Annotated in this window: 14 protein-coding genes; 1 reads left to right on the forward strand and 13 read right to left on the reverse strand. The window is 40.5% G+C overall.

The window, feature by feature from the left end:
* Window positions 1-5: 5 nt before the first annotated feature.
* From BCY91_RS10855 to BCY91_RS10885, 8 genes are all read right to left on the reverse strand, one after another.
* Complete coding sequence (locus BCY91_RS10855; RefSeq protein ID WP_120181982.1) at window positions 6-4,388, reverse strand: CusA/CzcA family heavy metal efflux RND transporter; 4,383 nt, start codon at window positions 4,386-4,388, stop codon at window positions 6-8.
* Between the two features lie 254 nt (window positions 4,389-4,642).
* Window positions 4,643-4,963 (reverse strand): DUF6660 family protein, encoded by a 321-nt coding sequence (locus BCY91_RS18080; RefSeq protein WP_394341550.1) that lies wholly within the window; start codon window positions 4,961-4,963, stop codon window positions 4,643-4,645.
* A 40-nt stretch (window positions 4,964-5,003) separates the two neighbouring features.
* Complete coding sequence (locus tag BCY91_RS10860; RefSeq protein ID WP_120181983.1) at window positions 5,004-5,894, reverse strand: cation diffusion facilitator family transporter; 891 nt, start codon at window positions 5,892-5,894, stop codon at window positions 5,004-5,006.
* A 3-nt stretch (window positions 5,895-5,897) separates the two neighbouring features.
* Window positions 5,898-6,395, reverse strand: coding sequence for a DUF2231 domain-containing protein (locus tag BCY91_RS10865; protein ID WP_220699470.1), 498 nt, complete (start codon window positions 6,393-6,395; stop codon window positions 5,898-5,900).
* Window positions 6,396-6,746, reverse strand: coding sequence for a hypothetical protein (locus BCY91_RS10870; protein WP_182995361.1), 351 nt, complete (start codon window positions 6,744-6,746; stop codon window positions 6,396-6,398).
* Complete coding sequence (locus tag BCY91_RS10875) at window positions 6,743-7,381, reverse strand: nitroreductase family protein (RefSeq protein ID WP_120181984.1); 639 nt, start codon at window positions 7,379-7,381, stop codon at window positions 6,743-6,745. Before BCY91_RS10875 ends, BCY91_RS10870 begins: the two co-directional genes overlap by 4 nt.
* A 2-nt stretch (window positions 7,382-7,383) precedes the next feature.
* Window positions 7,384-9,294, reverse strand: a complete 1,911-nt coding sequence (locus BCY91_RS10880) for a heavy metal translocating P-type ATPase (RefSeq protein WP_120181985.1) — start codon at window positions 9,292-9,294, stop codon at window positions 7,384-7,386.
* A gap of 2 nt (window positions 9,295-9,296) precedes the next feature.
* A complete protein-coding gene (locus BCY91_RS10885; RefSeq protein ID WP_220699471.1) occupies window positions 9,297-9,551 on the reverse strand; it encodes a (2Fe-2S) ferredoxin domain-containing protein in 255 nt (84 codons plus the stop codon).
* An 81-nt stretch (window positions 9,552-9,632) separates the two neighbouring features.
* Between BCY91_RS10885 and BCY91_RS10890 the strand changes: the two genes are divergently transcribed.
* Window positions 9,633-10,496, forward strand: coding sequence for an AraC family transcriptional regulator (locus tag BCY91_RS10890; protein ID WP_120181987.1), 864 nt, complete (start codon window positions 9,633-9,635; stop codon window positions 10,494-10,496).
* An 84-nt stretch (window positions 10,497-10,580) separates the two neighbouring features.
* On the opposite strand, the gene BCY91_RS10895 is transcribed toward BCY91_RS10890, so the two are convergent.
* From BCY91_RS10895 to BCY91_RS10915, 5 genes are read right to left on the reverse strand one after another with little or no spacing between them, the layout of a single operon-like run.
* Window positions 10,581-11,171 carry a TlpA family protein disulfide reductase gene (locus BCY91_RS10895; RefSeq protein ID WP_120181988.1) on the reverse strand — a complete coding sequence of 197 codons (591 nt, stop codon included), beginning with the start codon at window positions 11,169-11,171 and terminating at the stop codon, window positions 10,581-10,583.
* Between the two features lie 14 nt (window positions 11,172-11,185).
* Window positions 11,186-11,881, reverse strand: a complete 696-nt coding sequence (locus BCY91_RS10900) for a ferric reductase-like transmembrane domain-containing protein (protein WP_120181989.1) — start codon at window positions 11,879-11,881, stop codon at window positions 11,186-11,188.
* A gap of 7 nt (window positions 11,882-11,888) precedes the next feature.
* Complete coding sequence (locus tag BCY91_RS10905; protein ID WP_120181990.1) at window positions 11,889-12,383, reverse strand: DUF305 domain-containing protein; 495 nt, start codon at window positions 12,381-12,383, stop codon at window positions 11,889-11,891.
* A 49-nt stretch (window positions 12,384-12,432) separates the two neighbouring features.
* Window positions 12,433-12,669, reverse strand: coding sequence for a hypothetical protein (locus BCY91_RS10910; RefSeq protein WP_120181991.1), 237 nt, complete (start codon window positions 12,667-12,669; stop codon window positions 12,433-12,435).
* 12 nt (window positions 12,670-12,681) lie between these two features.
* Window positions 12,682-15,237, reverse strand: a complete 2,556-nt coding sequence (locus BCY91_RS10915; RefSeq protein WP_120181992.1) for a heavy metal translocating P-type ATPase — start codon at window positions 15,235-15,237, stop codon at window positions 12,682-12,684.
* Window positions 15,238-15,246: the final 9 nt, after the last annotated feature.

Below are 15,246 nucleotides of genomic sequence, written 5' to 3' on the forward strand. Positions count from 1 at the left end.
CTTGTTTATTGACCAATAAGATATTGTAAGGTGTAAACTGATTGATTGTATTGATTGAGTGTTTCCAGATAATTAAATCGGATATCAGAATAGGTGCGTAAAGCTTGTAAGAACTCAACATAGGCGATCTCACCATTTTGAAATGCAATCTGAGCCTGTTTTAAGATCAGGTCAACATTAGGAAGCGCACTTTCTTCATAATAGTCAAGGCTTTTCTCATCTTTCAACATATCCTGGTAAGCCTGATTAAATTGTCCTTTTAAATTGGTTTGGAACAAGCTAAATTGGCTTTCTGCTACCTGTTTCTCAATTTTAGCCGCTTTAATGCGGGAAGAGTATGGTTTGAAAAACAACGGAATAGAAATGCCTGCCTGAACACCCTGAAACCGCTTGTTGCTGCCAAAATATTCAGCCTGCCCGTTTACTGTATAAGAACCAATAATTGACTGATTAAAATATCCTAAATTAAAATCTGGTGCTGCTTTAGCCCTTTCTACACCAATTGCTTTGTCAGCGATATCAATCTGCTGTTTTTGGTAAGCCAACTGGGGATTATATACAATGGCGCTATCTAATATGCGGGTATTCCAGATAACCTTTTTAAAGTCCGCTTTAATGATTTCCGGTTTCTCCATAACATTTAAGAGCCGTTGTAATTCAGATGTATATATCGCAATGTTAGACTGGTTCTTTGTCATTTGATTACGGATTTCATTGTATTGCGTTTCTGCTGTGGTTTGCTCAAGTAAATTTGTCTCCCCGGTCTGATAACGCAAAGAAGCTGCCCTCCGGAAATTCCGGTAAACCGTATCCTGATTTTGATACAACTCCTGTAGTGCCAGGAAATAAGCCAATTGTGTATAGGTACTCCTTACCTGGTAGGTCAATTCATTTTGCGTAACGGCAAGATTAATCTCAGCACCTTTGGTTTGTGCCTGGTTTAAATTCCGCTGGTTTTTGAACAATCCAGGATAAGGAATATTCTGTTGAACGCTGATGTTGTTATCTTTCTCCAATGTGTTCATCTGTCCATACTGTAAATCAATATTGGTTTTTCCTAAATCTATCGCGGTTCCTCTTAAAGCCTGTTGCCGGTTAATGAGCAACTGCGATGATTTTACAGCCTGATTATTTTGTATCGCAATAGCTATGGCCTGCTGCATGGTTAGCGGTTGACCGACGTTGATTTCCTGTGCCCTGGCTGTCGGAGACCATAAAAGCAAGCCAATAATACCGGGAGCTATTACTGCGGCGGAAATTCCCTTTTTCTTTCTTTTGAAAGACTCGAAATAGGTGTACAACACAGGTAAAACAATTAGAGTAAGTATAGTGGAGGTGATCAGTCCACCAATTACAACAGTAGCCAGTGGTTTCTGTACTTCGGCGCCTGCGGCAGAAGAAATTGCCATCGGAAAAAATCCGAGCGAAGCCACGGCGGCGGTCATCAATACCGGCCTCAGACGGATCGCTGTCCCTTTAATAACTATGTCACGTAAACTATACTTGTTCTCCTTATTCAACCGATTAAACTCGGTGATGAGTACAATTCCATTTAACACAGCCACACCAAACAAAGCGATAAAGCCAACACCAGCCGATATACTAAAAGGCATACCTCTGAGCAGCAAGGCAAATACACCGCCTATTGCCGCCATTGGGATGGCCGTAAAAATGAGGAGAGATTGTTTTACCGAACCAAAAGAAAAATACAGCAACAATAAAATGAGCAATAAAGCAACGGGAACAGCGATAGATAACCTTTGCTTGGCAGCCTGCAGGTTTTCAAATTGTCCACCGTAGGTAATATAATAGCCCGGCGGAAGCTTTACTTTTTGATTGATCTTTTGCTGAATTTCCTCAACTACGCTGGCAATATCACGTCCCCTTACATTCAATCCTACAATAATTCTACGCTTGGTATCCTCACGCTGTATTTGGTTTGGCCCGACCTGGAATTGGACATCAGCCAATTGGTCTAATGGAACCTGGTTGCCGTTAGGTGCCGTGATGTAGATGTTTTTTACATCTTTGATATCTTGCCGGTTTTCCTGAGAAAGCCTGACCACCAAATCATACCGTCTTTCACCTTCATAGACAAGCCCCGCACTCTGTCCGGCAAATGCGGTACTGATAGCTTGGTTAACGGTTCCGACGCTTAATCCATACCGGGCGATTGCATCGCGGTCAATATTCACAACAATTTGCGGCAACCCTGTTGCCTGCTCCAAATACAAATCTTTAGCGCCGTCAACTGTGTTCACTATTCTTCCAACCTTCTGAGAAAGGTCTGTCAAAACCTGTAGATCATCTCCAAAAATCTTAATTCCTATATCCTGCCTGACACCGGAAATCAATTCATTTGAGCGAAGCTGAATCGGTTGAGAAACGCCAAAGGTAACACCAGGCACATTTTCCAACGCTTTAGTCATTTTTTCAGCCAGCTCTTCGCGGCTATCAGCACTTACCCAATCGCCCTTGTCTTTTAAAATCACAGTCAGATCCGTAGCCTCCATAGGCATTGGGTCTGTAGGTATTTCAGCGGCTCCAACCTTGCCAATGACTTCCTTTACCTCTGGAAATTCATTCACCAATATTTTAGAAGCCTGGTTTACCTTATCAATTGTTTGAGATAAAGAACTTCCTGTAAGTAAGCGGGTTTCTATGGCAAAATCTCCTTCTTCCAACGTCGGTATAAATTCACCTCCCATTCTCATAAACAGAAAAACACTAATTATGAGTAATACCACTGCAGAACTTACCACCAATAAGCGTCTGCGTAAAGCTGCATGGATCATAGGCGAATACGCTCGCTGAAAGAAATCCATCATTCTGTCTGAAAAGTTCTTTTTGTGCGATACCTTCTTACTTAAAAGCAAGGAAGACACCATTGGTACGTAGGTTAGGGAAAGAATGAAAGCGCCTAAAATCGCAAACGATACCGTCTGAGCCATCGGCCGGAACATCTTTCCTTCAATGCCGACCAAGGCAAGAATAGGCAGGTACACGATAAGAATAATGATTTGGCCGAATGCAGCTGCACTCATCATGCGAACAGCTGATTTAGTTACCTTCTCATCCATTTCTTTCTGAGTATAGGCCTTTACTAATCCATGGGCGGCAAGTGTGTGCATGGTTGCTTCTACGATGATTACGGCACCATCCACAATTAATCCGAAGTCAATTGCGCCGAGGCTCATCAGGTTTCCCGATACGCCGAAAACATTCATCAGGGAAATTGCGAAAAGCATAGAAAGGGGAATAACAGATGCTACAACTAAGCCCGCCCTAAAATTTCCCAGGAAAAGAACAAGTACAAAAATAACAATCAGCGCTCCTTCTATCAGATTTTTTGCAACAGTGCCTATGGCTCGATCAACCAAAGCACTTCTATCGAGATAGGGTTCAACAGTAACTCCTTCGGGCAGCGTTTGGTTGATGCGATCTATTTTTTGCTGAACCAGCTTGACGACCTCATTAGCATTAGCGCCTTTCAGCATCATCACAATGCCGCCTACTGCTTCCCCCTGACTTTCTTTTGTAGCTCTCGTTAAAGCTCCATACCGGATAGAATTACCTATCTGTACAGTTGCGATATCTTTGATTAATATGGGAATGCCATTGCTTGTATTTTCTACCACTATTTTGCTGATGTCTTCCAAGCTTCCCACCAGGCCTTCGCTGCGGATAAAGTAAGCGTTGGGCTTTTTGTCAATATATGCCCCCCCGGTATTTTGGTTGTTTTGTTCCAAAGCATCAAACACGTTGCTAATACTGATATTAAAGCTTCTGAGTTTATCGGGGTCTAAAGCTATTTCATACTGTTTTAGCAAACCGCCGAAACTGTTTACTTCCGCTATGCCGGGCGTTCCAAGAAGCTGCCTGCGGACAATCCAATCCTGGATGCTCCTTAATTCCAGCGCATTGTACTTCTTCTCGTAACCTGGTTTTGCGTGGATAACATATTGATAAATTTCGCCTAAGCCTGTAGAAATGGGAGCGATTTCTGGATTGCCCAGTCCGGGAGGAATATTATTCCTTGCTTCTGAAAGCTTTTCATTTACCTGCTGCCGGGCCCAGTAAATGTCCACATCATCATGGAAAACAATAGTTACAACAGACAGACCAAACCGGGAGATGGAACGTACTTGTTCGATCTCGGGAATAGTAGCCATAGTTTGTTCAACCGGGAAGGAAATTAAGCGCTCCACCTCTTGGGTTGCGAGAGAAGGGCTTAATGTAATTACCTGTACCTGGTTATTGGTAATGTCGGGTACAGCATCAATCGGAAGCTTTTTAAGAGAATATACTCCCCATGCGATCAGCGCAAGGGTAAATAGCCCGATTACTAATTTATTTTGGATTGAAAATTCAATAATCTTTTTAAGCATATCTTATTTAAAATGAGATATCGAATGAAGGATCAAACCGGCGATGGCCATAATTAGAAAGACTATAATGATTGCCATAGCAACAGCCTTTGTAATTCGCATCCAACGAGGCTTTTTATAGCTTTTTGAACTATAATGCCGAGCGTAATGTCGACCGGATGACCTGGACTTTTTAGCCATAATCATCAGATAAAAAATGAAATAATAATTGAGTTATACACGCCGGAAGGAGGCATGTACACAAAAAAGAAAACTTAAGAGATTAATTGAGGAGGTTGCCAGATGGGCAGACTGACATCAATAAAATTGCCGGGTGTATGTGGCCTGTATGTGTTTGAATAGTCAGGCACATGAAGTTTTATTGCGATTTGTGCTTGTGTTACCGATGGAATAGCACAGCAGGCACAAGAGCAGAAGGGGGTGCACTCATCAAAGGCCTTATGTGTATCCTCATTATCGGCAGATTGTTGTACAGATTCATACCGGCTACTTTTGTTTAGGGCAAAAGCATCAGAACAAGGCAAAAAATGCATTGCCAAGATAACGATAGTCAATATGGAAGCTGTAAACTTCATGAATCTTGCAAAGATATGAATTTTAGTTACTGGTTGAAAATTATTTTGCCGGTTCTATATGAATCATGATATCAATAAACTGGGGAAGACTATTTTGGATATGATTTTTGGCCTTGTGAGCAATAGTATGTCCCTCTTCCACAGATAAATTTTTGTCTACCCATAGATGAAGATCGGCATGGTTCATTACACCCATTTTTCGGGTATGACATTTTTCAACGAGGATGACATCCGGAACTTCGGCAGCCAATTGTTTGACTTTTTGATTAAGTTCCGGTTCAAGATCTTCATCAAGCAGTTCACCGATAGCGGGCCTAAATATTTTATAAGCATTGATCACAATAATTAAAGAGGCAAATAATGCGGCGTAATCATCTGCCACTTCATATCCTTTGCCACCGATTAAACCAATGGTAATCCCTATAAAAGCGGCTGCAGAAGTAATGGCATCGCTGCGATGATGAAAGGCATCGGCTTTTACAGCACCACTATTTAGTTCAAGGCCCGTTTTAAGAACAAACCGATACAGCAATTCTTTTGTAGCAATAACAACCACGAGAATAATCAATGTATATGCAGCAGGTGTTTTATGCGGAGTTAGAATATTATGGACGCTTTCTTTAGCAATAATAAAGGCTGCCAGGGTTAAAGCAAGGGCTATTCCAATTGCTGTTAGGGCCTCTGCTTTGCCATGACCGTAAGGATGTTCCTTATCTGCGGGTTTTGCAGACCATTTTAATCCGAGCCAAAGCATACTTGATGTAAAAATATCCGCAGTAGATTCTATGGCATCAGCTATCAAAGCATAGGAATGTCCCAATATCCCTCCCAATGCCTTGATTATAGCCAGAACGCCGCTAACTATAATACCTATTAATGTCGTTTTTAATCCGCTGCCTGAGGGTAATGATTTGTTGTCGCTGCCTTCCATAAATTATTTGTAGTCACTGCAATCTGAAGCAGGTTTGTGAACCCCAGCTCCCTGCTGATAAACTAACGAGGCTCCTAAGTGTCCATCGTATCCCAGGGAAACTGACCCTATTAACATCAAAGAAATGATAAGTACTGATAAAAATCTATTTATTCTATTTTGCCAAATCTTTTGAATGATATCTAAAAACGCGGCAAGAGAAAACAGGGCGCCAGAAATATATGCCCATTTCAAATGATCTTTCAGTACGGTAGGATCACATATTCTTCTTACTTCTACACTGTAAGCAAGGTTGCCGGTATAAAATGCTATCCAAAAGAATACAATGCCACACCATAAAAGCAATGACATTGTAAATCTTAAATTACCAGCAAAACCAGATTTTTTACATATAAGATATGCGAGTCCAACGAGGGTGCCTAAAATCAATAAGGCGATGGGAAAATGAACAAATAAAGGATGCCAGAGTTCAGTTCTACCAACAATTGGAATTTCATTCATTTATTCCATGATTTTAACAGCGATTGGCTCTAATCTTTTGCCTTTCTTTTCAACGGTAACTTCAAGATTTTGTCCTTCCTTTAATGCGTCAAATGTTGTTGTTTGACCATTTTTTGTAAGCGTTGTCTGATCTGTAAAATAAAGCTCCAGCGTTTTTCCATCAGTGGTTTTAACGTAAATTTCCTTTTCATCGGGATCTACTTTGTCAGCGGTCCCTGTGTATGTTCCTGAAGGAACAACATCTGTATTTTCTATTTCGGTGCTGCTGTTATTGCTGCCGCTATTGTTACAAGCCTGAAAAGCGATAAAAGATGCTGTTGCAAATACTGCCGTTAAAATTACTTTCTTCATGATTTTACGTTTTTGTTATCAAATAATTCATTTATTGTTCCACAATTATTAGTCCAGTTAACTTTTTCCTGAATAGGCCTTCTTTTAGACGGGACGAGCAATGGCTTTGCCACGTAGCCAATATAGAAGAAGCCTAACAATTTGTCCTTCGCATTCAAATGAAAATAGGATTTAGCTTCTTCAAAATAAGTAATTCCTGCTGTTGTCCAATAAGAACCCAAGCCGTAGGCTGTAACGGTTAAAAACATATTTTGAACAGCGCATGCTGTGGCTTCTATCTCTTCTATTTCCGGCAGTTTGTCAGCCTCATTTCTCTTCATGCCGATAGCGATGACGTGAGAAGACATCAGCGGGTAATCTATTAATTTCTTATGCCTTCCTTCATTGAAACTCTCACCTGAATATCGCTTATATATTTCGGCTTGCAGTTCTCCAAAATATTTCAACCCCTCACCAGTAAACACGGAAAACCTCCAAGGTTCTGTTTGCTTATGATTTGGAGCATGATTTGCATTTTCCAATATCTGCCAGATAACTTCATCAGGCACAACTTTACCTTTTTCATATTGATAGGGATATATGCTACGCCTATGCAGTATGATAGAATTTAGCTGTTCTACATTGTATATTTCCATATTTACTTCAATAGTCTTAAACCGCTTAATATTACCAGTACCGTACTGCCTTCATGTCCAACCACACCCTCGGGCAAATTGATTATACCGCCTATAAAGTTTAGTGTCACCAAAGTTAAAGCAACCGCAATGGCAAAGGCTATGTTTTGCTTTATTACCCTGCTTGTCCGACGGCCCAGGGAAATCGCAAACGGAATATTTTCTATGTTATCTGCCATCAGGATAATATCCGCTGTTTCCATGGCTACATCTGTTCCGGCGCTTCCCATCGCAATACCTACGGACGCAGTAGCTAAAGCGGGAGCGTCATTTACACCATCGCCAATCATTGCAACTTTGCCGTATTTGCGTTCCAGTTTTTTTATCGCTTCTACTTTTTGTTCCGGTAAAAGTTCTGCATAAACTTCATCTATACCAGCCTGTTTACCAATTGCGTTACCCGTTGTTTCTGTGTCGCCAGTCAACAGGGCTACCTTTATACCTTTTGCCTTTAATTCGTCTATAACCTTTTTTGATTGGGGGCGTATTGTATCTTCAATTGAAAGCAGGCCAATAGCTCGCTCGTCTGTAGATACAAATACTATAGTCTTTCCTTGCGCTTCAAGCCGGTCTGCAATTTGCAAGTGTTCATCGGATATTGCTATATCTTCCAGCATATCCAATTTCCCTATTTTATACATAGTTCCGTTCAGTGTACCATGAACCCCTAATCCATGCACCGCCTGCAATTCTTTAGGCTTTGATAAAGAAATGTTTTTTTCGTTAGCCATTTGCACTATTGCCTTGGCAAGCGGATGTTCCGACAGCGTTTCGATTGAAGCAGTTACCCGCAACAGTTCTATCTCGCTAAAATTTGTAAAAGGGATTATATCTACTACTTTAGGTTTTCCGCTGGTAAGCGTTCCTGTTTTATCAAACGCTACAACCTTAACACCACCCACATTTTCGAGGTGAATACCTCCCTTAAATAATACTCCTTTTCTTGCGGCGTTCGATATACCTGATAAAATAGCGGGCATAATGGAAGATACTAAAGCACAAGGGGAAGCTACAACGAGAAAAATCATTGCCCTGTAAATGGTTTCGTCCCATGTCCAGTTGATTAAAAACGGAGGTAACACCATCAATAATATAGCAACAACTACTACAACCTTAGCATAAATTCCTTCAAAACGTTCTACAAAAAGCTGACTTGGAGGTTTTTCGTTTTTCGCTTCCTGTACCAAATGAATGATCTTGGCAAGCATGGTCTCTTCCGTTGGTTTGGTTACCTCGATTTCAAGCGCACCCTGCCCATTGATTGTACCCGAAAAAACCTCATCTCCTTTACTTTTATCCACAGGGATTGCCTCGCCAGTAATGGAAGCCTGGTTTACCGCCGAATAGCCTTCGATTATTATACCATCGGCCGCAATGCGATCACCCGGTCTAACTAAGATTACATTTCCCTTTTTCAGGTCTTCAACTTTGATTTTACGCTCTTCTCCATTTTCGAGCAGCACTGCTTCTTCCGGCCGGAGCTTCATGATGGATTGAATATCCTTGTTCGTCTTCTCCATTGTATAGCCTTCCAAGGTTCCACTCAGTGAAAAAATGAAAATCAGAATTGCGCCGTCCATCCAGTATCCAATGGATGCTGCTCCAATCGCTGCAACAACCATTAATAAGTCCACATCCAGGTCTTTCTCTTTAATGAGCGTTTCTAATCCTTCGCGGGCTTTTTGGTAACCGCCAACTATATATGCTAAAATATATAAAGCTATTTCAAGACCAGCCATTTCATTCTTTCCGGCCATCCATGCCAAAACAATAAAAACGAGACATAGGCTTGTTACAATGGCCGCTCCATGTTTTTCCCACGAACCAAATGATAAGCCACCGTTCTCCGATTTTGATATTGTTAATTCTGCCATATTTATCTATTGAGAATATATTTTTTAAAAACGTTTCCTAAATCCTTATCTGAAAACCATTTATCATCAGGATGCAGATGCAGGACTGGAGCATTTTTACATCTATCGCTACAGTCCATTGCATCAGTTTTAATTTTATCCTGCAACCTGTACTTCTTAAGGTATTTTTCCAACAGTTTGCTCTTCTTCTTTCTACAGTTCAGTCCAACACACTGATAGATAATAATCTCGTCTCCTGTTTCCTCCCGATTTTCCATAAACATATATGTCTGCAAATTTAACTAAATCAGCAACGGCAAAACAGGTAAAAAACCGACATTTTTCGGTAGCTTTGTACTATGAAATCAGTACAGCTTTTTAAGGATGTAGAGGTGACTATTAAGGAGGTTGCTACTAATAAATCCGGCCTTCACAAACATCATTTTTTTGAATTGATTTACGTTCTTGATGGCTCGGGCGTTCATAATATCAACAATAACCATTTTGATTTTTCAAAGGGGGATGTGTTTTTGCTGACACCGGAAGATGCCCATACTTTTCAGATTGTTACTCCAACCAAATTTTGTATCGTTGACTTTACAAAAAGTTTTTTCGCGAAAAGTGTCCACAGACAGGAGGAGAAAATGGATGTTAGCGACTTTTTCAAAAGGCTGGAATACATTTTCCACAATCATCATAATGTTAAGGGAAATATTATAGCCAACACCGACCGGAACCTCTTTAAGGTTTTGATTTATCAGTTGATCAAAGAAAAAGAGAAGAACCAGATCTTCGGAGAAATCATTCTTCAGAATATCGTTTTTTTACTTCTTCATCTTATTGCCAGAAACATTCAGGAAAGTATGACCACCTTTTCAAAAAAGCAAAACCCGAAGAGTAAAATTCATGAAATAACGGCTTATATCCAGGAACATATTTATGATAAGGAACTAATTAAAATAGAAAATCTGGCTACCTGGTTTAATAAATCTCCAGACTATCTGAACCGGTATTTTAAAAGCGAGACAGGTAACACGATTAAGGACTATATCACTCGATATAAACTCAACCTGATACAAACACGGCTTAAATTTAGTGATCTTACCATATCTGAAATTGCTGATGAAATGAACTTTACAGATGAAAGCCATTTAAATAAGATATTTAAAAGCGTATTCGGACAGACTGCTAAACAATTTAAAAGAGAACATACAATGAGTTGAATTCAACAGTGTTCAATTTATTGATTTGAAGCCGAAACAATTTGATTTTCAAGTGCAAGCTTTTTGAATGGGCCTATCTTCATTTTATTTAGATAAGTCAACTATAAATTTTTCAATTTCAGGCGAACTATAATCTGCCATTCCTTCGTGATTAAATACAATTTCTCCTCTTTTATTGATAATAACTGTAGTAGGTAGATTTCCCTGAAACAATTGATGTGGCATAGGGCCGGAAGGAATATAAACTGGAAGATTGTACTTGTTCTTTTTCATGAAACTATCTGAACGTTTTAAATTGCTGTCTACATCTGCAAGAATGAAAATCACATTCTCATTTTTCTTTAATTTATTATATAAGGAGTTTATAGAAGGCATTTCTGCAATGCATGGAGGACACCAAGTAGCCCAAAAATTCAGAAAAACTACTTTGCCTTTTAAATGTGCCAAGTCTAAAATTTTTCCGTCTGAAGACGTGAAGAGAATTGAGTTGACTGTGGGTACTAAGCTTCTTTCTGGTTTAGTATTACTTACTTTTGGCTGATATAAACCGGTTTTGATAAGTCCACCCAAGACAAAGCCTTTGGCTTGTGGATTTAACGTGATAACAACCAGAAAAGCAATTGCGATAATAAACCCTACATTGGACTTGAATATTTTGATGACTTTATCTTTCATGATCGCAGGCCTTTTTAGCGTTCTTGATTTATTTCCATGTTACCAATAGATTTAATAGCGCTTCTCTTTTTATATCTGAAATACCCGATTAGTTGAATAATCAAAACAGGTAGTAGAAGGATTGTTAGTAAGACAGGGTAAGGAATTTCTCGTTTTTCAATAACCTGATAGGAAATAGCATGAATGATTACCAATAAATAGAAGAAATAGTTATATCTCTGCCAGTATTTCCATCGCGTAGCTTTTAATTTCCTAAGCGAAAAATCATTTGAAAGTGCCAATAAAAGCACTAAAATAAGCGCCCCTGCCAATCCCGTATAATTAGCAAAGCCAAATAAATCTGAGCGAAGCGTTAATTCGTTAGTGGTCTTATCTTCCTTAAAGAAGTAAAGCAGCATATTGCCCATGTGTACCTGCCAACCAATGGCAACATGGGCCAGGCCAATAATTCCACTCCATATCCCAATATCCCGGCGCAGATCTGTAGAAACCGGATTACGACGTTTGAGCAGGAGATTAACCGGACCGGTGATTAAGGTTAATCCCAGCAGCAAAAGGGACACATACGCTGTACTCATGCTCCATTTAAAGGTAGTATCAGGTGATTTTAAAGTGAAATAGACAGTTGCAAGCAGAACAATACTGACCAGTGTTAAAGTTACATGATGTACTAATCTTCGTTTAAAGCGGGACTGAACTTTTGATTTCATAATTTGGTTACTTTTCCATTTCTTTTAATTTGGCTTTCATCTGGGCAATCTCTTCCTCCTGTGATTTAATTATCTGTTCTGAAAGTTTCTTTACTTCGGGATCTTTAATGTCCGCATTCTTACTGGTCATAATTGCTGAAGAATGATGAGGTATCATTCCTTTCATATATTGAACATCTCCTACAAATGTCTGCTGCCTTAAAAAGGTTAAAACTGCGATAAACACAACAACGGCTGATACTAAAATCATCCTGTTCAATCTTTTATTCGGATACATTTTACCCATCATCGGCAACATAACTAATGCCATTGCCGAAACCATGAGAATAGACATATAAGTCCTGGTAACGCTCAAATAGATATGGTCTGTCTCGTCAACATTTAAGAACATAATACCATACATAAGGATGAAGGAAATGGCCAGCATCAGAAGGAATTTTGGATATGGGTTACCACCGTGTTCCATTGTTCCATGTTGATTATTTTGATTTTCGCTTTTCATGTTAAAAGTTTTAAATTGAATTTGTTTATTACTTAGAGTAGATCATAGTTCACCAGCCCTGTTCTTTATAAAATCTTTCAATTGCATCACCAATTAGATTGACGTTTAACTGGTCAAGTTCACCATCGACTATACTCCATGAGTTATCACCGTTGTTTAATATGGTTACTGTTCCCCCATCCAATTCCACTCCGAAAGTTTCATCTTTATGATGCACCTTTAAGTGTGTCTTCTGATCGGTACCTTTTAAGGTGACCGAGATTCTAAAATTACTATCGTCTTTCATTTGATATAGGATTTAACTTTTTATTTCATTCAATTTTGCACTTCTCAGCCGTAAGGAATTCAGGATAACGGATACTGAGCTGAAACTCATGGCCAGGGCCGCAATCATCGGCGAAAGCAGCAGACCGAAAAATGGATATAGAATTCCTGCTGCAATAGGAATCCCCAATACATTGTATCCAAGCGCAAAAAACAGGTTTTCTTTAATGTTTCGCATCACTTTGTGACTCAACAGCCGGGCTTTGGCAATTCCGTTTAAATCACCTTTTACCAGAGTAATTGCTGCACTTTCTATGGCTACATCGGTGCCGGTGCCCATGGCAATGCCAATATCCGCCTGAGACAATGCAGGGGCATCATTAATACCATCGCCTGCCATTGCCACCTTTTTCCCTTCAGACTGTAAACGCTTTATTTCTTCCAGTTTATTCTCAGGCAGCATCTGGGCTTTATACCCGTCAAGGTTTAATGTTTTACTTACCGCTCTTGCCGTATCTTCATTATCGCCTGTAAACATCATCACTTTCAAACCCTCTTCCTGTAATTTGCGGATGGCATCTTTGCTCGATTCTTTAATCTTGTCCGAAATGACTACAAAACCGACGGCTGCGTTTTCTACGGCCAGATAAGATACTGTTTTACCCTGTTTTTGCTCCGCTTTGACCTGTTCATGCAACTCAGACGAAACGTCCGCTTCCACTTGTTCCATCAGTTTCCTGTTGCCCAAAGCGAGTTTTTTGCCTTCCAGCATCCCTATAACCCCTTTCCCAGTAACCGCCTCAAAATTTGAAACTGGCTGGACGCTTAGTTTCTTTTCTTCTCCGTAGCGAAGCGTTGCCTGCGCCAATGGGTGTTCACTGCTGCTATTAAGTGATATTATTTTTTGAAGAATAGCATTTTCGCTTAGTTCGGGTTTTACGCTGATGACCTTTTCAACAGATGGTTTTCCTTCCGTAACAGTTCCAGTCTTATCAATGACCACCACATCAATGGCATTCATTTTTTCCAGAGATTCCGCGTTTTTTATGAGCACCCCAGATTTAGCGCCTTTTCCAACACCCACCATAACCGACATTGGCGTGGCAAGGCCCAAAGCGCATGGGCAGGCAATGATCAATACCGCTATCGCATTTACGAATGCATATACATAAGCGGGTTCCGGCCCATAGATTGCCCATACAATAAAGGTGATGATGGCTATCAACACCACTATCGGCACAAAATAGCCGGAAATTTTATCGGCCAGTTTTTGAATAGGTGCTTTTGAACGGCTTGCAGAATTGACCATTTCAATGATCTGGGACAGTAAAGTTTCCGAGCCTACTTTTTCAGCAAGCATCGTAAAAGTCTTATTCCCGTTTATGGTGCCTGAACTTACTTTGTCTCCCGGTCTCTTATCAACAGGGATAGGTTCGCCGGAGATCATAGATTCATCAATTGTTACTTCTCCAACTTTAATGCTTCCATCAACCGGTACTTTTTCACCCGGCTTCACACGTAGCAAATCTCCCTTTTGAATATCATCAATATTTACGAGCATTTCCTTTTCTCCCACGATTTTTGTGGCGTTATTAGGTGCCAGTTTCAGCAATTCTTTAATGGCGCTGTTGGTTTTTCCATGCGCCCTCGCTTCCAGTACCTGACCTAATAATACCAGTGTAAGAATAACCGTAGCGGCTTCAAAATAGACGTAAACTGTTCCCATGTGGGTTTTAAACTGGTCAGGGAAAATACCGGGAAACAATAGGGCAAGAACGCTAAAAAGCCAGGCTACTCCGGCACCAATGCCAATGAGTGTAAACATATTTAACTTCCAGGTGATAAGTGACCGCCATGCCCGCTCAAAGAACATCCAGGTGGCATAGAACACGACCGGGATGGACAGGGCGAACTGTACCCAGTTCCAGTATTTGAGGTGCATCACTTCAAACAAGGGATTGTTTGGGATCATCTCTGACATGGAGATGATGAAAATAGGGACTGTAAAAATGGTTGCTACTTTAAATTTCCGCAGCAGACTGGTGTAGGTTTTATCCTCTTCCTCAGCGTCGGCCTCCATAGGCACCAGATCCATGCCGCATATCGGGCAGGAACCGGGTTCATCCCGGATAATCTCGGGATGCATAGGGCAGGTGTATTTTGCAGCTTTCTTTACCGAAGGCTGCTGTACGAGGTCCATACCGCAAACAGGGCAGTTCCCAGGCTTATCGTAGGTTTTATCGCCCTCACAATGCATGGGGCAATAATACTTGCCACCGCTATTTCCGGAGGCAGGCTTTGAAGCAGGTGTCCCATGTATATGCGAAATGGCACTGCCATGATTGTGTTCTGCATGTTGATGGTTCTTATCGTTAAGTTGGTGCACAGACATGTTAATAGTATAGTCTCCAACAGCAGATAACGCCTGCTGCAATTTCTCTGTTGGGATGTGTTTGTCCATTTTAATCCTTGCCTGTGGTGGTTCCAATGTAACCTCTGCGGAAACACCGTCAATGCCGTTCAATGCACTTTCAACCTTTGTACGGCAGCCATTACAGCTCATGCCGGTTACTTTATAGGTATGTTCCATATTCTTTTA

The organism is Pelobium manganitolerans (assembly GCF_003609575.1).
In the GTDB taxonomy this organism is placed as follows: domain Bacteria; phylum Bacteroidota; class Bacteroidia; order Sphingobacteriales; family Sphingobacteriaceae; genus Pseudopedobacter; species Pseudopedobacter manganitolerans.

Coding starts and splice junctions, on each gene's coding strand:
- BCY91_RS10875 (WP_120181984.1), bottom strand. CDS start 7,381: ATGGAAATATACAATGTAGAACAGCTAAATTCTATCATACTGCATAGG.
- BCY91_RS10915 (WP_120181992.1), bottom strand. CDS start 15,237: ATGGAACATACCTATAAAGTAACCGGCATGAGCTGTAATGGCTGCCGT.
- BCY91_RS10865 (WP_220699470.1), bottom strand. CDS start 6,395: ATGAATGAAATTCCAATTGTTGGTAGAACTGAACTCTGGCATCCTTTA.
- BCY91_RS10870 (WP_182995361.1), bottom strand. CDS start 6,746: ATGAAGAAAGTAATTTTAACGGCAGTATTTGCAACAGCATCTTTTATC.
- BCY91_RS10910 (WP_120181991.1), bottom strand. CDS start 12,669: ATGAAAGACGATAGTAATTTTAGAATCTCGGTCACCTTAAAAGGTACC.
- BCY91_RS10855 (WP_120181982.1), bottom strand. CDS start 4,388: ATGCTTAAAAAGATTATTGAATTTTCAATCCAAAATAAATTAGTAATC.
- BCY91_RS10905 (WP_120181990.1), bottom strand. CDS start 12,383: ATGAAAAGCGAAAATCAAAATAATCAACATGGAACAATGGAACACGGT.
- BCY91_RS10895 (WP_120181988.1), bottom strand. CDS start 11,171: ATGAAAGATAAAGTCATCAAAATATTCAAGTCCAATGTAGGGTTTATT.
- BCY91_RS18080 (WP_394341550.1), bottom strand. CDS start 4,963: ATGAAGTTTACAGCTTCCATATTGACTATCGTTATCTTGGCAATGCAT.
- BCY91_RS10885 (WP_220699471.1), bottom strand. CDS start 9,551: ATGGAAAATCGGGAGGAAACAGGAGACGAGATTATTATCTATCAGTGT.
- BCY91_RS10880 (WP_120181985.1), bottom strand. CDS start 9,294: ATGGCAGAATTAACAATATCAAAATCGGAGAACGGTGGCTTATCATTT.
- BCY91_RS10890 (WP_120181987.1), top strand. CDS start 9,633: ATGAAATCAGTACAGCTTTTTAAGGATGTAGAGGTGACTATTAAGGAG.
- BCY91_RS10900 (WP_120181989.1), bottom strand. CDS start 11,881: ATGAAATCAAAAGTTCAGTCCCGCTTTAAACGAAGATTAGTACATCAT.
- BCY91_RS10860 (WP_120181983.1), bottom strand. CDS start 5,894: ATGGAAGGCAGCGACAACAAATCATTACCCTCAGGCAGCGGATTAAAA.